The organism is Micromonospora sp. NPDC000663 (assembly GCF_042898105.1).
Classification (GTDB): Bacteria; Actinomycetota; Actinomycetes; order Mycobacteriales; family Micromonosporaceae; genus Micromonospora.
Genome location: NZ_JBIAYR010000013.1, coordinates 91,990 through 110,464, shown reverse-complemented (window position 1 = coordinate 110,464; position 18,475 = coordinate 91,990). Strand labels below are relative to the sequence as shown.

The 18,475-nt window shown below is 71.4% G+C and carries 19 protein-coding genes; 4 read left to right on the top strand and 15 right to left on the bottom strand.

Annotation, left to right across the window (positions count from 1 at the left end; genetic code table 11):
* Positions 1–136: 136 nt before the first annotated feature.
* On the bottom strand, positions 137–2,440 hold the full coding sequence (locus tag ACFY1S_RS27430) for a hypothetical protein (protein WP_387123525.1): 2,304 nt from the start codon (positions 2,438–2,440) through the stop codon (positions 137–139).
* The gene (locus ACFY1S_RS27425; RefSeq protein WP_387123523.1) at positions 2,437–3,222 is read right to left on the bottom strand and encodes a hypothetical protein; all 786 of its coding nucleotides are present in this window, start codon (positions 3,220–3,222) and stop codon (positions 2,437–2,439) included. Before ACFY1S_RS27425 ends, ACFY1S_RS27430 begins: the two co-directional genes overlap by 4 nt.
* Before the next feature lie 230 nt (positions 3,223–3,452).
* Here ACFY1S_RS27425 and ACFY1S_RS27420 point away from each other — a divergent pair, with 230 nt between their 5' ends.
* Entirely contained in the window at positions 3,453–4,322 is an 870-nt protein-coding gene (locus ACFY1S_RS27420) for a Crp/Fnr family transcriptional regulator (protein WP_387123521.1), read from the top strand.
* A gap of 45 nt (positions 4,323–4,367) precedes the next feature.
* Here ACFY1S_RS27420 and pheT read toward each other — a convergent pair whose 3' ends face one another.
* From pheT to ACFY1S_RS27375, 9 genes are all read right to left on the bottom strand, one after another.
* Positions 4,368–6,950: a phenylalanine--tRNA ligase subunit beta gene (pheT, locus tag ACFY1S_RS27415; protein WP_387123519.1), complete on the bottom strand. Its 2,583-nt coding sequence runs from the start codon at positions 6,948–6,950 to the stop codon at positions 4,368–4,370.
* 41 nt (positions 6,951–6,991) lie between these two features.
* Positions 6,992–8,059, bottom strand: coding sequence for a phenylalanine--tRNA ligase subunit alpha (pheS, locus tag ACFY1S_RS27410; protein WP_363615810.1), 1,068 nt, complete (start codon positions 8,057–8,059; stop codon positions 6,992–6,994).
* A gap of 214 nt (positions 8,060–8,273) precedes the next feature.
* Positions 8,274–9,071, bottom strand: a complete 798-nt coding sequence (locus tag ACFY1S_RS27405; protein ID WP_387123517.1) for a TrmH family RNA methyltransferase — start codon at positions 9,069–9,071, stop codon at positions 8,274–8,276.
* A gap of 83 nt (positions 9,072–9,154) precedes the next feature.
* Positions 9,155–9,547, bottom strand: coding sequence for a 50S ribosomal protein L20 (gene rplT / locus ACFY1S_RS27400; RefSeq protein ID WP_007458417.1), 393 nt, complete (start codon positions 9,545–9,547; stop codon positions 9,155–9,157).
* A 32-nt stretch (positions 9,548–9,579) separates the two neighbouring features.
* Complete coding sequence (rpmI, locus tag ACFY1S_RS27395; protein ID WP_030488428.1) at positions 9,580–9,774, bottom strand: 50S ribosomal protein L35; 195 nt, start codon at positions 9,772–9,774, stop codon at positions 9,580–9,582.
* Between the two features lie 19 nt (positions 9,775–9,793).
* Positions 9,794–10,441 carry a translation initiation factor IF-3 gene (gene infC / locus ACFY1S_RS27390; protein ID WP_364371006.1) on the bottom strand — a complete coding sequence of 216 codons (648 nt, stop codon included), beginning with the start codon at positions 10,439–10,441 and terminating at the stop codon, positions 9,794–9,796.
* Between the two features lie 445 nt (positions 10,442–10,886).
* Positions 10,887–11,360, bottom strand: a complete 474-nt coding sequence (locus tag ACFY1S_RS27385) for a PH domain-containing protein (RefSeq protein WP_387123514.1) — start codon at positions 11,358–11,360, stop codon at positions 10,887–10,889.
* A gap of 204 nt (positions 11,361–11,564) precedes the next feature.
* The gene (gene hisG / locus ACFY1S_RS27380; protein WP_364371012.1) at positions 11,565–12,410 is read right to left on the bottom strand and encodes an ATP phosphoribosyltransferase; all 846 of its coding nucleotides are present in this window, start codon (positions 12,408–12,410) and stop codon (positions 11,565–11,567) included.
* A gap of 47 nt (positions 12,411–12,457) precedes the next feature.
* Positions 12,458–12,739, bottom strand: coding sequence for a phosphoribosyl-ATP diphosphatase (locus ACFY1S_RS27375; protein ID WP_387123585.1), 282 nt, complete (start codon positions 12,737–12,739; stop codon positions 12,458–12,460).
* Between the two features lie 115 nt (positions 12,740–12,854).
* Between ACFY1S_RS27375 and ACFY1S_RS27370 the strand changes: the two genes are divergently transcribed.
* The 3 genes from ACFY1S_RS27370 to ACFY1S_RS27360 are packed head-to-tail and all read left to right on the top strand — an operon-like array spanning position 12,855 to position 15,306.
* Positions 12,855–13,718, top strand: a complete 864-nt coding sequence (locus ACFY1S_RS27370; RefSeq protein ID WP_387123512.1) for a transporter substrate-binding domain-containing protein — start codon at positions 12,855–12,857, stop codon at positions 13,716–13,718.
* The gene (locus ACFY1S_RS27365; RefSeq protein ID WP_387123510.1) at positions 13,715–14,563 is read left to right on the top strand and encodes an amino acid ABC transporter permease; all 849 of its coding nucleotides are present in this window, start codon (positions 13,715–13,717) and stop codon (positions 14,561–14,563) included. Before ACFY1S_RS27370 ends, ACFY1S_RS27365 begins: the two co-directional genes overlap by 4 nt.
* Complete coding sequence (locus ACFY1S_RS27360) at positions 14,563–15,306, top strand: amino acid ABC transporter ATP-binding protein (RefSeq protein WP_364371020.1); 744 nt, start codon at positions 14,563–14,565, stop codon at positions 15,304–15,306. Before ACFY1S_RS27365 ends, ACFY1S_RS27360 begins: the two co-directional genes overlap by 1 nt.
* Before the next feature lie 28 nt (positions 15,307–15,334).
* On the opposite strand, the gene ribH is transcribed toward ACFY1S_RS27360, so the two are convergent.
* The 4 genes from ribH to ACFY1S_RS27340 form a co-directional block, all read right to left on the bottom strand.
* Positions 15,335–15,835 (bottom strand): 6,7-dimethyl-8-ribityllumazine synthase, encoded by a 501-nt coding sequence (gene ribH, locus ACFY1S_RS27355; protein WP_387123583.1) that lies wholly within the window; start codon positions 15,833–15,835, stop codon positions 15,335–15,337.
* 2 nt (positions 15,836–15,837) lie between these two features.
* Positions 15,838–17,100, bottom strand: a complete 1,263-nt coding sequence (locus tag ACFY1S_RS27350; RefSeq protein WP_387123508.1) for a bifunctional 3,4-dihydroxy-2-butanone-4-phosphate synthase/GTP cyclohydrolase II — start codon at positions 17,098–17,100, stop codon at positions 15,838–15,840.
* 67 nt (positions 17,101–17,167) lie between these two features.
* The gene (gene pnuC, locus ACFY1S_RS27345) at positions 17,168–17,857 is read right to left on the bottom strand and encodes a nicotinamide riboside transporter PnuC (protein ID WP_387123506.1); all 690 of its coding nucleotides are present in this window, start codon (positions 17,855–17,857) and stop codon (positions 17,168–17,170) included.
* Positions 17,857–18,474: a riboflavin synthase gene (locus ACFY1S_RS27340; RefSeq protein WP_387123504.1), complete on the bottom strand. Its 618-nt coding sequence runs from the start codon at positions 18,472–18,474 to the stop codon at positions 17,857–17,859. Before ACFY1S_RS27340 ends, pnuC begins: the two co-directional genes overlap by 1 nt.
* Position 18,475 lies beyond the last annotated feature (1 nt).

Sequence of the window (18,475 nt, the reverse complement as noted above, 5' to 3'; positions counted from 1 at the left end):
GCGGGGACGACCGGCGGTGGCGGGGCGGGAGGTAGCGGAAGCTCTGCGGGTGGGAAAATCGCATGCCACCAACGACGGCGCTCCACCTGCCCAGGTATGGGTGTTCTCGTGCCGGGACCACCGGCGGGGCCCATGGTCATCGCGTCTCCTCATCGATCAGTCGTCGTACGTCGTCGAGCAGGTCGTTGTGGGGCATCACGGGACGCCACACGTGACGAAGCTGGTGGTCCAGGCGATGACGCAGCGCAGGCTGTCCAGCGATGACGTGCCTCACGAGTTGAAGGCAGTAGCTGGCGACGGCTGGCTGCTGGTCCGCCCGGTCCAACCAGAAGCCGAGAGTTCGCCACGATCGGTACGCCGTTTTCGGCAGGCTGAGGGCCGTCGCCCAGAGGATGGCCAAGTCGGCCAGTTCGATCGTTCCCTGATGCACCAGGTGCAGCAGTTCCGGCCAGTGCTCCCTGGGCGGTTCTGCCCAGCGGTCGGCGAGCACCCGAAGGGTCCTCGCGGCGTGGAGCTGCACCTCGGGGTCGACGGACACCGTCCAGTCCACGAGCGTCGGCACGACGCTCGCCGCGTGACCGTTGCGGTACACCTCGACCAGCCCACGGACGACGGAGTTGTTCCACCGCTGCATCCGGGCCTGCGCCACCTGGCGCAACTGAACCAACGCCGCCTCCGGCCAGAGTTGGGCCAGGCCGAGGCTGTAGGCACGCGCCACGGTGTCCCGTAGGTGAGCCGCCGAACCGGCAGCCCACTGGCCGAGTTCGGTCCGAATCCGAGTACGCAACGCAGGCTGCATCGCCATGGCGACCAGTACGATCGCCGCAGCCTGCCGGACCCCTGCCCGCCGTTCCCGGGCCAGTTCCCCCACGGTGTCGAGGGCTGACTGCACGTCGCGTGTCGCCGACCAGCCGATGGCGCCGGCCGCGGCCTGTCGGACCGCCGGGAGGTCCCCGCGGATGAGGTCCGCCAACCAGTCGAGCAGATGCTTGGGCGACCACCATTCCGTCCACGCGACGTCCAGCAACGCCGAGCGGAGCGGCTCGGCGCCGGCCGAGAATTCGATCCGGCAGCCGCCCGGCACGCGCGCGTCGTTCACCCGGGTGACGGCTTGACCCAGTGTCGACCCCAGCAGTGCGTCGAGCACCGAACCCCGGAAAGTGGCGCTGCTCGATGCGGGTTCCTGGAAGTCGAACCGGGCAAGACGTTGAGCTGCCTGGTGTATCTCGGTCACGGGCTGTCCGGCAAGAATGGCGCACGAGAGGCGGAAGGCCCGCACCTCATCGTGAGGGAACGCGTCGACCTCCTCGCCTCCGCGTCGCACGTCGAGGATCTCGGCCGCGCGCTCCCGTAGTTGGAGCGGCAGAAACTGCTCCAGCCGTTCAGCCAGAGCGCTGCCCTTGGGGACCGTCCGCGCGATCGTCGCGACGATCGCGACGACTTCGCCGGGTCGGGGTTCACTGGCCAGGTAGGCCGACAGCAGTGGATGCCCGACGCAGTCCGCATCCACGTAGCGATCCACGCAACGCCCGTCGCACGTGCCCATGCACCATCCGACGCACTGCCCTCTGAGCTGTTGGCGAAGCTGCGCCCGAAACACCTCGACCGCCGGAGCGGAGCGGTGTTCCACGACGTGGCCCACAAGGTCGTGCTTCCGCCGGGAGAAGTCCCCGATCAGGATCAGCGTCGTGTCGGAGGTCTCGGCCCTGGCGGCCAGCGCGACAAGTGTGAACCCGTCGACCTCGCGAAGAGCGACCTCGTTCAGCCGGAGCACGTAGCCGTGCCCAGCGGGTAGCGGCGCATCCGCGCCGAGCAGATCGGCCAACTGGTCGACACCGAGGACGCGGACCCGCTCGTACCCGTGTCTGCGGGCCACCGCCAGGGTGGCCGAGCTGAACCGTCCACTCCCGGCCGGACCGGAGAGGCAGAGCAGATGATGATGCTGGAGATGGTGGTCGAGACGTTGGTCGCTCGGCGCGTACGCGTACCCGCTCGCGGTCTCACGGACGCTGGCCTCGACGAGGGTCTCGAACCAGACGCGCCCGGCGCCGTCGGATCGCCCGGCGGTGACATTGACAGTTCCGATGGCGACAGCGCCAGGACCTGTGGCGTTCTGCCCCTGGACCCGAACGTCGCCGACGTCGATCGTCGAGCCGCCCAGCAGGCCGGCGAGCCTGCGCAGCACATCCCCAGGGTCCAGGAGGTCGTCCGGCTCGTCTTCCTCCGGCGGCTCCGCGTCCGGCTCCGCGGCAGAGGTCGGCTCATCGGGGCCATCGAAGGACTCCACGGCTGCAGGTGATCCGTCCCGGGGTCCGCGAACCGCACGATCGTCGACGTCGCCGTGCAGGTCATCGCCAGAGGCCTCCTCCAGCACGTCGTGCCAGAGATCGGCCAGGTCCCGCTCGCTGTCGGCGGAGACCGGGGCGTAGCGACCGCTCATCGGCGGTTGCCTCTCCTCGTGCCGACGTTCGCGTCACGGCCGACCGAGCCGATCGCCGTCGCACCCGGGCCGATCGCGTTCTGCCCCTTGACGCGGATGTCGCCGGTACGAATTCCACCGTGCTCCGCCGCGCTGTCCGCCGGCTTCCCCTCCGTGGCGGCGTCCACCAGCTTCTCCGCAGCCTGGTCAGGAGCATTTCCGGAGGCCTGCGAGACGCCCTGGACTGCGACGGCGGTGAGATCCTCGTCCACCACACAGAGCCAGGCGTACTCGCGAAATTCCTTGTCCGGGTGGGCCACCTCGATCCGCACGAAACGCTCTGGCCGCATCTCCTCCGGGTACTCGGTGACCACGTCCCGGAAGATCTCGGTCGAGACGACGAGTGCCACGCCAGCGTCGGGAAAATTGGCCAACGCCTTCTTGACGGGCTCGGCCTCGCACAGCCGGCAGACGAAGACGACGGCGTTGCCCGGAAAGCCGTTCGCACCGTCGAGGTGCACCAGCCCCTGGTGCACCGCCACCCTCAGCCGGATCCGGGCGGCCGGGAGGCGGCTGCTGTTGTGGTTGCGCAGCCGCCGGTTCAGCTCCGGCACGAAGCGACCGATGACACGGGACTCGGACACCTCGCGCGGCACGACCGCCAGTTCGCCGTCGCCCGCCTGCTGAGTCGTCCAGGCCACGCGGTCCAGGCCGACGGCTCCAGCGGCCTCGTGCAGCAACTCTCGGAAATACCGCTGTGCCTCGTACTGCTGCAGGTTGCTCCGTCGGCTGTACCTCTCCATGTCCACCGATATCAACAGTCGCCGTTCGGGATGTTGCATCAAGCTCCCGCCCCTCTCCACCCGGCTCACCCAGCGGGCGAGCACCGCAGGAGCCATCGAACCGGCGCGGGCTGATCGGGATCCCGTAGAAGTACGGCATCACCGCCGAAAGTTGAGAATCAGTCATCCCGTCCTGCTGGGGAGTCAGCGACGCGGCCCGGCGGTGTCCTTGTCGCATGAGGATGGATCTGGTGGAGCTGCTGCTCACCCTCGAATGGTCACCGATGGTGGTGCTGGCGTTCATAGTCGTTCGGCTGCTGATCGAGGTGGTCGCCGAAACAGGGGCATCGCGCTACGCACAGAAACGGCTACGCTTCGGCAGCTGTCCCTGGGGAAGGAGGCCGCGGATGCGACGACCACCCGAGCCGTCCGGCGGCGAATGGCCCTACGGCACGTTCCTGCAACGACTCACGCCACCAGTTCGGATGACGCTACTGGGCCTGGGCGTTCGTCGTCAGGTACCCGCCGGACAGATCGTGATCCACGAGGGCATACGGGAATCTCACCTCGTACTCCTCGAAGAGGGCCTGACGAAGGTGACCGCGTCCCTGCCGGACGGTCGTTCCGCTCTGCTGTCCCTCCGGGTGGGTGGCGATCTCGTGGGCGAAATGTCCGCGCTGAACAACGAACCCCGATCCGCCACCGTCACGACGTGCGGACCGGCGAAGTACAGCGTCATCCAGCCGGACCGGTTCAAGCGGTTCCTCAAGGACCATCCCGACGCCGCCCTCGAACTCGCCGCGATGGTGTCCGACCGTCTGCGCTGGTCCAATCGACGCCGGATCGACTTCACCTCGTACCCGGTAAAACTGCGTGTTGCCCGCGTGATCGCCGAACTCTGCCGTACCCACGGTCGGCAGGGCCTGGACGGCGTCATCATCGACGTTCGACTCACGCAGCCCGACCTCGCCACCATCTGCGGCGCTTCTGAAACATCCATTCAGAAAGCGCTGCGGGAGCTACGGACAGACGGTCTGGTCGACACCGATTACCGCCGGATCACCGTCCGCGATCTGCCGAGCCTGCGCAGGCTAGGCAATCTGGAATCCAGCGACGACTGACGGGGCCCCTTCCTGAGTCGACGGAAGGGGCCCCGTCAGTCCGCGTCAGGCGCCGCGCAGGGTCGCGCCGAAGCGCTCGGCCGCGACGGCCACCGCCGCGTCCCGGGCCGCCACGGCCTCCTCGACGGTCAGCGTCCGGTCCGGAGCCCGGAAGGTCAGCTTGTACGCCAGTGACCGGCGGCCCTCGCCGAGCTGCGCGCCGGAGTACACGTCGAAGAGCCGCACGTCCTCCAGCAGCTCGCCGGCGCCTGCCTCCAGCGCGCGGCGTACCTGCTCGGCCGGCACCGAGTCGTCCACCACCAGGGCCACGTCGATCAGGGCCGGCGGGAAGCCGGACACCGTCGGCGCGGGCGTTACCGGGGTCGGCGGCAGCGCATCGAGGTCCAGTTCCATGGCGCAGGTGCGCCGGGGCAGCTCCAGCGCCGCCACCACTGCCGGGTGCAGCTCACCGGCGTGCCCGACGACCGCGTCGTCGACCCGCAGCTCGGCGCAGCGGCCGGGGTGCCACGGCGCGTACTCGGCCGCGCGCACCTCGACCCGCTCGTCCGGGATCCCGGAGGCGGCCAGCACGTCACGGGCCGCCTCGATGGCGTCCGCCCAGCCCGCCGGTCGACCGGCGCCCCACCAGCCGGCGGGGTCGATGTCCCCGGCGAGGACCACCGCTACGTGCACCGGCTGCGCCGGCACCACCGCGTCGGCCGCGGCGAACTCCTCGTCGGTGGGCCGCCGGTCCACGCCCATCGCGGGCGGGCTGCCGGCGCCGAGACGCGGGTGAAAGACCGCGCCGATCTCGTAGAGGGCCAGGTCGCGGTGACCCCGCCCGAGGTTGCGCTTGAGGATGCCGAGCAGCGGGCCGAGCAGCGTGGTGCGCAGCAGCGGCTCCTCCTCGGACAGCGGATTGGCCAGGCGCACCGCGGGCCGGCGCGGATCGTCGGCCGGCAGGCCGAGCTGGTCGGCGAGTTCCGGCGACACGAACGGGTGCGCGAGGACCTCCACGTACCCCCGCTCGGCAAGCGACCCGGCGACGGCCCGGCGGCGACGCTGCCGGGGGGTCAGGCCGCGACCGGGGGGTGCGGTCGGCAGCACCGACGGCACCTTGTCGTACCCGTCGAGGCGCACGACCTCCTCGACCAGGTCGGCCGGGTCGGTCAGGTCGGGTCGCCAGGTCGGCGGGGTGACGCTGAGCGCCGTCCCCGCGCCGCTGGCCACGCCGACCGCGCCCGGGTCCTCGGACAACCGGTCGGTGCCCTGCGCGACGGTGCAGCCGACCCGTTCCAGCAGGGCGACGACCCGCGCCGGCGGGTACTCGACGCCGACCCGCCGGGTGGGCAAGTCCGCCGGCAGGCTGATCGGGGTACGCGGCCGGACGTGGTCGATGTCCAGGATCTCGGCGCTCGGGGTGCCGCCGCCGTGCTCGGTGAGCAGCCCGACGGCCCGCTCCAGCGCGACAAGCGGCACGGCCGGGTCGACGCCCCGCTCCCAGCGCTTCGCGGCCTCGCTGAACAGCTTGTGCCGGCGGGCGGTCCGGCCGACCATGGCCGGGTCCCAGTGCGCCGCCTCGAAGAGCACGTTGGTGGTGGTTCCGGTGTCGACCTCGCTTGTCTCGCCGCCCATCACCGCCGCGAGGGAGATCGGGACGCCGGCGCCCTCGCCCGCGAGGGCGTTGTCCAGCCCAGCGTCGCAGATGACCATGTCGTCGGCGGCGAGCACCCGGTTGACGCCGTCCAGGGTGGTCAGCTTCTCCCCCGCCTCGGCGCGGCGGACCACGAGCGGCCCGACGATCCGGTCGGCGTCGAACGCGTGCATGGGCTGACCCAGCTCCAGCATCACGTAGTTGGTGATGTCGACAGGCAGCGAGATGCTGCGGATGCCGGCGGTGACGAGTCGCTGGGCCATCCACGACGGTGTGGGTGCGTTCGGGTCGACGCCCCGCACCAGGCGGGCCGTGAACCTGTCGCAGCCGACCGTGTCGCGGACCTCCACCGGGTACGCCGGCGTCGGCGTGCCACCCGGGGCGGGTGTCAGGGCCGGGTCGCGCAGCGGGACGTCGAACGCGTGCGACAGCTCCCGGGCCAGGCCGCGCAGGCTCAGCGCGTACCCCCGGTCCGGGGTGATCTCCAGCTCGAGCACGACGTCGTCGAGGCCCACGACCGGGCGGGCGTCGTCGCCCGGCTTGGCGGCCACGTCCGGCGGCAGCACGATGATGCCGGAGTGGTCGTCGCCCAGGCCCAGCTCCTTCGCCGAGCAGATCATGCCCGCCGAGTTGTGCCCGTACGTCTTGCGGGCGCCGATGGCGAACCCGCCGGGCAGCACACCGCCGGGCAGGATCACCACCACGCGGTCACCGACGGCGAAGTTGCGCGCCCCGCAGACGATTTCCTGGGGCTCGCCTGTGCCGTTGGCGGCGCCCACGTCCACCCGGCAGAACCGGATCGGCTTCTTGAAGCCGGTCAGCTCCTCGATCTCGCGCACCTCGCCGACGACGAGCTGACCGGTGACCGACGCGGCCAGGTCCACCACGGACTCGACCTCGATGCCGAGGTCGACAAGGGCCTGCTCCAGATCACCGGTGGGCAGGTCGGCGGGGAGGTCGACGTACTCCCGCAGCCAACTGACAGAAACTCGCATGACTTCAGACCACCGTTCCCGTGTCTCGTACCCGCATCGCCCTACGCCCCGGTCCCGAGCGCCCGGCTGAACCGCACGTCGCCCTCGAAGAGATGGCGGATGTCGCTGACCCCGTGCCGGACCATCAGAGTCCGGTCGATGCCCATGCCGAAGGCGAATCCGGAGTAGACCTCCGGGTCGACTCCGCAGGCGCGCAGCACGCGCGGGTTGACCATGCCGCAGCCACCCCACTCGACCCACTGCGGACCGTCGCGGTGCTCCGGGAACCACACGTCGAACTCCGCTGACGGCTCGGTGAACGGGAAGTAGTGCGGCCGCCACCGGGTCTTCGCCTCCGGGCCGAACATCGCCCGGGCGAAGTGGTCGAGCGTGCCCCGCAGGTGCGCCATCGTGATGCCCTTGTCCACGACGAGACCCTCGGCCTGGTGGAACACCGGGCTGTGCGTGGCGTCGATCTCGTCGGTGCGGTAGACGCGGCCGGGCACGATCACGTAGATCGGCGGCTTGCGGCTGAGCATGGTGCGGGTCTGCACCGTGGAGGTGTGCGTACGGAGAACAAGGCCGGACCCCTCCGGCGCGATGTGGAACGTGTCCATCAACCCGCGCGCCGGGTGGTCGGCGGGGATGTTCAACGCGTCGAAGTTGACCCACTCCAGATCGACCTCGGGCCCCTCGGCCACCTCGTAGCCCATCCCGACGAACAGGTCGCTTATCGACTCCATCAGGGTGCTCAGTGGATGCCGGGCGCCGCGCGGACGCCTGTCGTACGGCAAGGTGACGTCCACCCGCTCCTCGACGAGCACGCGCTCGGCCTGCTCGCGCTCCACCACCTCGGCGCGCTCGGCGTACGCGGACTCGATCGCCCGGCGGGCCTCGTTCACCCGCTTACCGGCGTCGGACTTCGCGGCAGGCGGCAACGCGCCGATCTCCCGGCGGGCCAGGGAGACGGGTGACCTGTCACCCAGGTGCACCGGGCGCAGCGCGGTAAGCGCGTCCGGGTCGGCGGCGGCCTCGAACGCCTTCGTGGCGTCCGCGACGGCTTCGGCCAGGGCGGCGGGGTCGAGCAGGGCGACCTGCTTCGGGTCGTACGGATCGTTGCGGTAGCTCATGGCGTACGGGCACTCCCTCACGGCGGCGCCAGCCCTCACCGGGGCGGCTAGGCGAGTCTACGGACGCGCGGCTGTGCCGCAGCCCGCCGGTAGGAGTTGCGCAGGGAGCAGGTCAGGCCCGCCGCCCGCCGACACCGGCGGGCTGGCTAAACGAACGCCGTGGCGCGTTCATGGGCGGACGCTCTCCCCTGCTGTCAGTCGCGCCGGGCATGCCTCAGCGCTGTGCTCTCGCTGAAGCGTACAGGCATACCGCGGCTGCGGCAGCCAGGTTGAGGCTCTCGGCGCGCCCGTACAGCGGCACCCGCACGCGGGCGTCAGCGGCGGCGGTCAACGCCTCGGGCAGGCCGTGCGCCTCCGAGCCGAACAGCCAGGCGGTGGGCCCGACGAGCCGTCCGTAGTCGGTCAGGTCGTCCAGGTCGCTGTCGCCGTACCCCGTGGTCGCGAAGATCGACAGCCCGGCGGCGCGCAGCGCGTCGACCACCTCGACCGGGTCGGGCGCGCGGACCACGTCGACGTGGAAGAGGCTGCCGGCGGACGCCCGCACGCACTTGCCGTTGTACGGGTCGACGGCGTCGCCGGCGAAGACCACCGCGCCCGCACCGGCCGCGTCGGCGGTGCGCAGCACCGTGCCGGCGTTGCCCGGGTCGCGGATCTCCGCGAGCACCGCCACCAGCCGGGGCGCGCCCGCGAGGGCCTGCTCCAACGACACGTCGAGGTGCCGGCAGACCGCGACCAGCCCCTGCGGGGCGACGGTCTCGGCCAGCGCGGCGAGAGCGTCGTCGGTCACCTCGGAGACGGGCACGTCGGCGCGGGCCGCCGTGGCGGCCAGCTCCGGGTGCCGGTCCAGCGCGGTGGGCGTACCGAAAAGCTCGGTGACGACCCCCGGCCTTGCCAGGGCCTCGCGGACCGCCTGGGGGCCCTCGGCCAGGAACCGGCCTGTGGCGTCGCGGTCCCGGCGGCGTTGCAGACGGCGGGCGGCGACAACCCTGGGGGTACGCGGGGTGAAGGCCATGGTGTGCGCTCCTCCGGCACGATCGAGGCGCCCCTCGGCCGGCGGTGCCGACACGAAAGGCGCCTCGCTCTGGTGCGTGGGGATCAGGCGGCCTGAGCCGCCGCGCCGCCAGTGCCCTCGGCCGTGACCGCGGCCCGGGCCAGCTCGACGATCGCCGCGAACGAGGCGGCGTCGTTGACAGCCATGTCGGCCAGGATCTTGCGGTCGACCTCGATGCCGGCCAGACGCAGGCCCTGGATCAGGCGGTTGTAGGTCATCCCGTTCGCACGGGCGCCCGCGTTGATCCGCTGGATCCACAGCTGCCGGAAGTCACCCTTGCGGTCGCGACGGTCCCGGTAGGCGTACTGCATCGAGTGCAGCACCTGCTCCTTGGCCTTGCGGTACAGCCGGGAGCGCTGACCGCGGTAACCGCTCGCGGTCTCCAGCAGGGTACGACGCTTCTTCTGGGCGTTCACAGCCCGCTTGACGCGTGCCATCTCAACTCCTTCTTACGTAAAGGTGGCGCGCGTCAGCGGCCGAGCAGCTTCTTGATGCGCTTGACGTCGGCCTTGGCCAGCACGACCGTGCCGGTCAGCCGGCGGGTCTGGGTGGAGGGCTTCTTCTCCAGGTTGTGGCGCAGGCCAGCCTGCTGGGCAACGATCTTGCCCTTGCCGGTGACCCGGACCCGCTTACCCATACCCGTGTGGCTCTTCATCTTCGGCATGTGGAACGTCTCTCCCCTGTTACTCGCCGCTGGTGTCGGTGGCGGTGCCACCGTCAACGGCTGCTGCGGTCTCGCCGCCCGCCGCGGTCTCATCGGTGGCCGGCGCGGACTCGTCCGCCCCCCGGTCCCGAGGTGCACCGCGGGACGCCGTAGCGGCGACCGCGGAGGCCTTGACGGCCCGATGCGGAGCGAGAACCATGATCATGTTTCGACCGTCCTGCTTCGGAGCGGCCTCGACGTATCCCAGGTCCGTGATCTCGGACTCGAGCCGACGCAGGAGCCGGTAACCCAGCTCCGGGCGACTCTGCTCGCGACCACGGAACATGATCGTCACCTTGACCTTGTCGCCCGCCTTGAGGAACCGCACCACGTGACCCTTCTTGGTCTCGTAGTCGTGCGGGTCGATCTTCGGCCGAAGCTTCATTTCCTTGATGACGGTCTGCTGCTGGTTACGCCGCGCTTCGCGCGCCTTGAGTGCGCTCTCGTACTTGAACTTGCCGAAGTCCATGAGCTTGCACACCGGCGGGCGCGCCATCGGCGCAACCTCGACCAGGTCCAGATCGACGTCCGCGGCCAGCTGAAGGGCGCGCTCCAGCGGGACGATGCCCACCTGCTCACCCTCGGGGCCGACCAGTCGGACCTCACGTGCCCGGATCTGATCGTTCACGCGTGGTTCGACGCTGATGGGGCCTCCTCGAGTCGTTTCTGCTCAGTTGCCGACCCTCGCGGCCCCCGGGTGGGGGTCATCCTGGAAAGCAGAAGGCCCCGGCGCATGCCAGGGCCCGCTCGACCGGTCAGCACGATCACAGGATCGCGCATCCGGAACCGGGACGCGCCCGGAACCGGGGACCGGACCCGGCCACCGTGGCGGCGACTCGGGTGGGAGCAGGCGCTCCGCTTTCGTGGCTGTCTGCTCGCACGCGGAGACAGCCTGGTCGACCCCGCAACACTACACCCCACCCCCGGGCGCACCCAAACCGGGACACCCGGGGCGTCACGGCTTCCGGTTTCCGGTTCTGGTTCCCTGGTTTCTAAGTTGGTTTGGCGCACGGCTTCCCCGCGTTCCACCCGGGGCCGGACCGGCTCAGCCGTGCGGATCGGGCGGCGCGGAGTCAGCGGCCTGCCGCGCGTTCGGCGAGGCGGGCCAGGTGCGCCTCGTGCAGCCGGCGCAGAGCACGGACCCCGTCGACGGCCAGCTCCTTGTCGGCGGCCTGAAGGGCGACCATCGGCAGCAGGTCGTCGTCGTGCAACTCCAGGCTGGCCCACGGCGCGCCCCGGTCGAAGCGCACGCCCCGGACGACCTCCCAGGGCAGCTCGTACGAGCTGACGACGTTGCGCACCCGGACGCCACGCGCGTCAGCCTCCACGCGTGGGCGGGTGAACAACAAGAAGCCCAGCGCGCCGAAGACACCCAGGCCGATCATGGCGATCTGGTCACCGCGTTGGAAACTGCCGTAGCCGTCGCCGGTCGGCCCGCTCAACGAGGTGGCGATGAGAGCGAACACCACCACCAGGGCGACCGCCGCCGACCAGCAGACCACCCGGATACGGCGGGGCTTCAGGCGGACCAGCTCGGTTTCACTCACCCCACCAGTCTGCCATCCGTACCCGGCGACCGACCGCACCACCCGCCGAGCCACCACTCAGCGCGGCTCGCGCCGCCGCGCGGTCGCGCCCCGCCGCGCCGCGCCGCTCGCGGGCCGGACGGGACGGGCTGGAGTTGCGCACGCAGACCTACCGCGCAGCCCGCTCCCGTGGGCGGCACCACCCACGGGAGCGGGACCGACTGGTCAGAGACGGCAGGCGTGGATGTTGGTGACCAGGATGGCGCGGGCGCCCAGGTCGTACAGCTCGTCCATGATCCGGTGCACGTCGTCGCGGAGCACCATCGCCTGCACGGCCACCCAACCCTCGCGGTGCAGGGGCGACACGGTGGGCGACTCGATGCCCGGGGTGAGGCCGCTGGCCCGGTCCAGGAGGCCGGCCGGCACGTCGTAGGCGAGCATCACGTAGCGGCGGGCCACCAGCACGCCGTGCAGGCGGCGCAGCAACTGCTCGGCCTGCTGGTGCGCGGGCGCGCCGGCCCGGCGGACCAGCACGGCCGAGGAGCGCAGCAGCGGCTCCCCGAAGACCACGAGGCCGGCCTGGCGCAGGGTGGCGCCGGTCTCCACGACGTCGGCGACCACGTCGGCGACGCCGAGGCGTACGGCGTTCTCCACCGCACCGTCGAGGCGGATCACCTCGGCCTTGAGACCCAGGTCAGCGAGGTGCCGCTCGACGAGCCCCGGGTACGCGGTGGCGATCCGGTGACCGCCCAGGTCCTGTACGGAGGCGATGTCGTCGGGGCGGGCGGCGAAGCGGAAGGTGGCCCGGCCGAACGCGAGGTCGACGACCTCCTCGGCGGGCGCTGCCGAGTCGATCAGCAGGTCCCGGCCGGTGATGCCGAGGTCGAGGTCACCGGAGCCGACGTAGGTGGCGATGTCCTTGGGACGCAGGTAGAAGAATTCGACGTCGTTGGCCTCGTCACGGCAGACGAGGTCCTTGGGGTCGGTGCGCTGGCGGTAGCCCGCCTCGCGCAGCATCTGGGCGGCCGGTTCGGCCAGGGTGCCCTTGTTGGGGATGGCGACACGCAGCATGACGGAGTGCTCCTTCGATCCGGATGGCGATCAACGGGTGGGGGCACTCACAGATGTCGGTAGACGTCCTTGAGCTCCAGACCGCTGGCCAGCATCAGGACCTGGACCTGGTAGAGCAGCTGGGAGATCTCCTCGGCGGTGCGCTGCGGCCCCTCGTGCTCGGCGGCCATCCACGACTCGGCCGCCTCCTCGACGACCTTCTTGCCGATGAAATGCACGCCTTTCTCCAGGGCGGCGACGGTGCCCGAGCCGGGGGTGCCCGCTGCGGCCTTGGCCTGCAACTCGGCGAACAACTCCTCGAACGTCTTCACGGCTAGCGATTCTTCCAGCCGCCCGGGTGACGCCCCTCCCCCGGGTCCGCCGGCATCCGGCAGACGGGCAATTCCCTATCAACATGGTGGGACAATCTTCGATCGACGCTCGTTGAGCTCTACGCTGTCCGCCATGGCCAGCAGCTCTCGTCTCGTCGCGCTCACCCTCGCCGGTGCCGTCGCCGCCGCCACCGCCGGGTGCGCGCCCCAGCAGGAGACACCGACCCCGAATGTCACGGCGACGCCGTCCTGCGCGAAGGAGAGCCTGCCCACGCGTACGCCGGGCAAGCTCACCATCGCCACCGACCAGCCCGCCTACGAGCCGTGGTTCCGGCAGGACAAGCCGGACAACGGCGAGGGCTTCGAGGCCGCCGTCGCGTACGCGGTGGCCGAGAAGCTGGGCTACTCCCGCGCCGACGTGACGTGGACCCGGGTCAAGTTCGACTCCGCGATCGCGCCCGGGCCGAAGACCTTCGACTTCGACATCAACCAGTTCTCCATCACCGAGGAGCGCAAGCAGGCGGTGGACTTCTCCGCGCCGTACTACCTGGTGCGCCAGAGCGTCATCGCGCTGAAGTCGTCGAAGATCGCCGGTAGGACGTCGTTGGCCGACCTGCGCGACGCCCGACTCGGCGCCCAGGTGGGGACCACCAGCTACCAGGCGATCACCGACGTGATCAAGCCGAGCGCGAAGCCGCAGGTCTACAACAGCAACGACGACGCCAAGAAGGCTCTGCAGAACGGGCAGCTCGACGGTCTCGTGGTGGACCTGCCGACCGCGTTCTTCATCACCGGTGCGGAGATCACCGACGCGACTATCGTCGGGCAGGTGCCGCAGGTCGGTGTGCCGGAGGCGTTCGGGCTGCTGCTGGACCGGAACTCCCCGCTGACGTCCTGCGTGAGCGGCGCGATCGGGCAGCTCAGCGAGGCGGGCACGCTCACCCAGCTGGAGCAGAAGTGGCTCGCGCAGGTGGCGGGGGCGGCCGAGCTCAGGTGACCCTGCTGGATCACATCCCCTCCGAGGCCCAGCAGCGGCGGGCAGCGTACCGGCGGCGGCAGACGGTCTTCAGCGTGCTGGTGGCGGCGTCCTCGACGGCGGCGCTCGGCACGCTGCTGGTCGTCGCGGTGACCGGGGCGCCGGGCTGGGAGCGGGTGCGGCGGTCCTTTCTGGACCCGGAGATCGCCCGGGACGCGCTGCCCGCGGTGCTGGCCGGGCTCTGGCTCAACGTACGGCTGCTGGTGTGTTGCGCGGCCGGCGCGCTGCTGCTCGGGCTGGTGATCGCCGTGCTGCGCACGCTGCGCGGGCCGATCTTCTTTCCGGTCCGGGCGCTGGCCGCCGGCTACACGTACACCTTCCGCGGGCTACCGTTGATCATCGTGCTGTACCTGCTCACCCTCGGCGTGCCAGGGCTGCGTCTGCAGGGCATGCCGCCGGTGCTGGTGCTGGGCGGGCTCGCGCTGGTGCTCACCTACGGCGGCTACCTCGCCGAGGTGTTCCGGGCCGGCATCGAGTCGGTGCACCCCAGCCAGCTCGCTGCGGCCCGGTCTCTGGGCCTGACGTACCGGCAGACGATGCGGCACGTGGTCCTGCCGCAGGCGGTCCGTCGGGTGGCGCCGCCGCTGCTCAACGACGTGGTGGCGTTGCAAAAGGACGTCGGTCTGGTCTCGCTCGCCGGGCCGATCGACGCCGTCCGCGCCGCCCAGATCGCCACGGCGCAGACGTTCAACTACACGCCGTACGTCGTGGCGGGGGTGCTCTTCGTGCTGCTCGCGATCCCGCTGGTCGCGGTCACCGACTGGGTGACGCTGCGCTCGGCCCGTCGACAGTCGGGAGGCTCGTGATGGCGCTGCTGCGCTGCCGGGGACTGCGCAAGGAGTACGCCGGCACCGTCGTGCTCGACGGGCTCGACCTGACTGTCGCCGAGCATCAGGTGGTCGCGCTGATCGGCGCGTCCGGGTCGGGCAAGTCCACACTGCTGCGCTGCGTGAACCTCCTCGACGACCTCGACGACGGCACCATCGAGCTGGACGGCGAGGACATCTCCGACCCCCGGGTGGACGCCGACCGGGTACGCAGGCGGATCGGCATGGTGTTCCAGGCGTACAACCTGTTTCCGCATCTGAGCGTGCTGGAGAACATCACCCTCGCCCCGCGTCGGGTGCACCGGAGGGCCCGCGCGGAGGCCGAGGCGCAGGCCCGCGAACTCCTCGACCGGGTGGGGCTGGGCGCCAGGGCGGACGCGTACCCGGACCGGCTCTCGGGCGGGCAGCAGCAACGGGTGGCGATCGTGCGGGCGTTGGCGAACTCGCCGCGACTGATGCTGCTGGACGAGGTGACCTCGGCGCTGGACCCGGAACTCGTCGGTGAGGTGCTGGCGATGATCCGGGACCTCAAGGCCGACGGGATGACGATGGTGCTGGCCACCCACGAGATGGGTTTCGCCAGGGAGGTCGCCGACGAGGTCTGCTTCCTCGACGCGGGACGGGTCGTCGAGAGCGGCCCACCCGAGCAGGTGCTCGGTGAGCCGACGCAGCCCCGGACGCGGCAGTTCCTGCGCCGGATCATCGAGGCCGGCCGGCTCTGACGAGCCGGCCGGCGCGAGCCCGTGCCGGTCAGCCGCCGAAGCCGACCCGCTGGGCGTTGCCGGCGGCCACGGTCCGGACGGCGAGGGCGGCGTCGAGCGCGGCGACGGTGGCCGACCAGCCCTTGTCCTCGACCGAGCCGGGCAGCCCGGCCCGGTCCCGGGCCTGCTCGATGGTCTCCACGGTGAGCACCCCGTGGGCGACCGGCTTGCCCTCGTCCAACGCCACCCGGGTCAGCCCGTCGGTGACCGAACGGCAGACGTAGTCGAAGTGGGCGGTGGCGCCCCGGACCACCACCCCGAGCGCGACCACGACGTCGCAGCGGCGCGCGAGGGCCTGGGCGACCACGGGCAGCTCGACCGAGCCGGCGACCCGGGCGACCACCGCACGCGCCCCGCACGCCTCGGCGGCGGCTACCGCACGCTCGAGCATGTGGTCGGTCAGCTCGCCGTGCCACCGGGCGGCCACCACACCGACGGTCAGCCCCGCGGCGTCCACCACGTCGACCCCCGGCTCACCGAAACCCGCCATCGTCATGCTCCGATCTCGTCGTTGGCGACCGGACGCCCCATCGGCGCCTCGGTCGCCTCACCCAATTCCAGCAGGTGACCCATCCGGTCCCGCTTGGTGCGCAGGTAGCGCAGGTTCTCCGGGTGCGCGCCGGCCGGCAGCCCCTCCCGGCCGGTGATGGTCAACCCGTAGCCCTCCAGCCCGGCCCGCTTGGCCGGGTTGTTGGTCAACAGCCGCATCGAGCGCACACCCAGGTCGTAGAGGATCTGCGCGCCGGTGCCGTAGTCGCGGGCATCGGCCGGCAGACCCAGGTCGAGGTTGGCGTCCACCGTGTCGCGGCCCTGGTCCTGCAACTGGTACGCCTGGAGCTTGTGCAGCAGCCCGATGCCGCGCCCCTCGTGTCCCCGGACGTAGAGCACCACGCCCCGGCCCTCGCGGGCGACGCGGGCCAGCGCGGCGTCCAACTGGGGGCCGCAGTCGCAGCGCAGCGAGCCGAACACATCGCCGGTCAGGCATTCGGAGTGCACCCGGACCAGGACGTCCTGGCCGTCGCCGAGGTCGCCCAGGACCATCGCGACGTGCTCGGCCGGGTCGTGCTCGGCGCGGTAGCCCAGGGCACGGAACACCCCGTGCCGGGTGGGCATCCGGGCGTCGGCGACCAGCTCGACCTGCTTCTCGGTGCGCCGCCGGTAGGCGATCAGGTCGGCGATGGTGATCAGGGTGAGGCCGTGCTCGGCGGAGAACTTCTCCAGGTCCGGCAGCCGCATCATGGTGCCGTCGTCGTTGACCAGCTCGCACAGCACGCCGGCGGGGCTCAGCGCGGCGAGCCGGGTCAGGTCGACGGCGGCCTCGGTGTGCCCGGGGCGGCGCAGGACCCCGCCCTCGCGGGCGCGCAGCGGCACCACGTGCCCGGGGCGGGCCAGGTCGGTCGGGTCGGTCGCGGCGTCGGCGAGCAGCCGGCTGGTGTGCGCGCGGTCGGCCGCCGAGATGCCGGTGCTGACGCCCTCCCGGGCGTCCACGGTCACCGTGTACGCGGTGCCGCGCCGGTCCTGGTTGGTGTGGTGCATCGGCGGCAGGTCGAGCCGGTCGGCCTCGCTCTCGGTCAACGCCACGCAGACGTATCCGGAGGTGTGGCGCACCATGAACGCCATCAGTTCCGGCGTGGCCAACCCGGCCGCGAAGATCAGGTCGCCCTCGTTCTCGCGGTCGGCGTCGTCGACGACGACGACCGGCCGTCCGGCCGCGATCTCGACGATCGCCTGCTCGATACTCCCGAAGGCGCTCATGCCGCCGCTCCGCTGCGCTCGGTGGCGTCGTGGGACACCAACGGGCTGAGCCTGATGATTCGCTCGCTCATGCGACAGCCTCCGTGTAGATGGGCGTTCGGGGCTTGGCCGGCCCGGTGACGCGCGAGGTGCGCCACCAGGCGGCGAATCCCCAGGCGCAGAGCGCGCCGTAGATCAGGTACATGGCTGCCGACGGGTAGAACCCGCCGCGCAGCAGCAGTGGCACACCCACCGCGTCCACGGCGATCCAGACCAGCCAGAACTCCACCCAGCCGCGGGCCATGCCGTAGGTGGCAAGCAGGCTGCCGGTGAGGATCCAGGCGTCCGGCAGCGGGCCCCAGGAGCCCAGCGCGGCGAGCACCGGGTAGGCGGCGGCCGTGCCGACGGCGGCGGCCAGCAGCATCGCCAGTCGCTCCCGCCAGGTGGCCCAGCGCGGCAGTACCGCGGCGTGCCCGGCGTCGGTGCGACGGTTGCGCCGCCAGCGCCACCAGCCGTAGACGCTGACCGCGAAGAAGAACACCTGCCTACCGGCCTGCCCGTACAGGTCGTGCGCCTGCGGCGTGGCGAACACCCCGCCCAGGAAGACGGTGAGCAGCAGCGCGTTGCCGATCATGCCGACCGGCCACGCCCAGACCAGCCGGCGCAGCCCGAGCAGCGCGGAGACCAGCCCGAACGCGTTGCCGACGATCTCCCGGACCAGCACGGGCGACCCGGCGATGTGCACCTGGGCGTCGAGCAGCCAACCGAGAGTGCCCATCAGGCCACCCCGCCGGTCTCGGCCACGCGGGCGCCAAGCAGCCGCTCCACGTACTTCGCCAGCACGTCGACCTCCAGGTTGACCGGGTCGCCGACGCCCTTCGCGCCGAGCGTGGTCAGCGCGAGGGTGGTCGGGATCAGCCCGACCGCGAACTCGTCCGCGCCCACCTCGGCGACGGTGAGCGAGACGCCGTCGATGGTGATGGAGCCCTTCTCCACCACGTACCGGGCCAGGGCCGCGGGCAGCCGGAACCGGACCGTCTCCCACTTCTCGGCCGGCTCCCGGGAGAGCACCTCCCCGACGCCGTCCACGTGGCCCTGCACGAGGTGCCCGCCTAGCCGGCTGCCCAGCGCGGCCGCCCGCTCCAGGTTCACCGGATCGCCGGCGCGCAGCGCGCCAAGCGCGGAGCGGCGCAGCGTCTCGCCCATCACGTCGGCGGTGAAGACGCCGTCGGCGACGTCCACCACGGTCAGGCAGACGCCGTTGACGGCGATGGAGTCGCCGTGCCGGGTGTCGGAGGTGACAAGCGGGCCGCGTACGGCGACAAGCGCCGAATCGCCCGCCGTCGCCGTCACCCGGACGACCTCGCCCATTTCCTCGACAATGCCGGTGAACATG

Bases quoted from the DNA above. Each gene is read 5' to 3' on its own strand.
- ACFY1S_RS27405 (WP_387123517.1), bottom strand. From the start codon at position 9,071: ATGGCCTTCACCCCGCGTACCCCCAGGGTTGTCGCCGCCCGCCGTCTG.
- hisG (WP_364371012.1), bottom strand. From the start codon at position 12,410: ATGCTGCGTGTCGCCATCCCCAACAAGGGCACCCTGGCCGAACCGGCC.
- rpmI (WP_030488428.1), bottom strand. From the start codon at position 9,774: ATGCCGAAGATGAAGAGCCACACGGGTATGGGTAAGCGGGTCCGGGTC.
- ACFY1S_RS27425 (WP_387123523.1), bottom strand. From the start codon at position 3,222: ATGGAGAGGTACAGCCGACGGAGCAACCTGCAGCAGTACGAGGCACAG.
- rplT (WP_007458417.1), bottom strand. From the start codon at position 9,547: ATGGCACGCGTCAAGCGGGCTGTGAACGCCCAGAAGAAGCGTCGTACC.
- ACFY1S_RS27350 (WP_387123508.1), bottom strand. From the start codon at position 17,100: ATGAGCGCCTTCGGGAGTATCGAGCAGGCGATCGTCGAGATCGCGGCC.
- pnuC (WP_387123506.1), bottom strand. From the start codon at position 17,857: ATGGGCACTCTCGGTTGGCTGCTCGACGCCCAGGTGCACATCGCCGGG.
- pheS (WP_363615810.1), bottom strand. From the start codon at position 8,059: ATGAGCTACCGCAACGATCCGTACGACCCGAAGCAGGTCGCCCTGCTC.
- ACFY1S_RS27370 (WP_387123512.1), top strand. From the start codon at position 12,855: ATGGCCAGCAGCTCTCGTCTCGTCGCGCTCACCCTCGCCGGTGCCGTC.
- ACFY1S_RS27340 (WP_387123504.1), bottom strand. From the start codon at position 18,474: ATGTTCACCGGCATTGTCGAGGAAATGGGCGAGGTCGTCCGGGTGACG.
- ACFY1S_RS27430 (WP_387123525.1), bottom strand. From the start codon at position 2,440: ATGAGCGGTCGCTACGCCCCGGTCTCCGCCGACAGCGAGCGGGACCTG.
- ACFY1S_RS27360 (WP_364371020.1), top strand. From the start codon at position 14,563: ATGGCGCTGCTGCGCTGCCGGGGACTGCGCAAGGAGTACGCCGGCACC.
- pheT (WP_387123519.1), bottom strand. From the start codon at position 6,950: ATGCGAGTTTCTGTCAGTTGGCTGCGGGAGTACGTCGACCTCCCCGCC.
- ribH (WP_387123583.1), bottom strand. From the start codon at position 15,835: ATGGCGGGTTTCGGTGAGCCGGGGGTCGACGTGGTGGACGCCGCGGGG.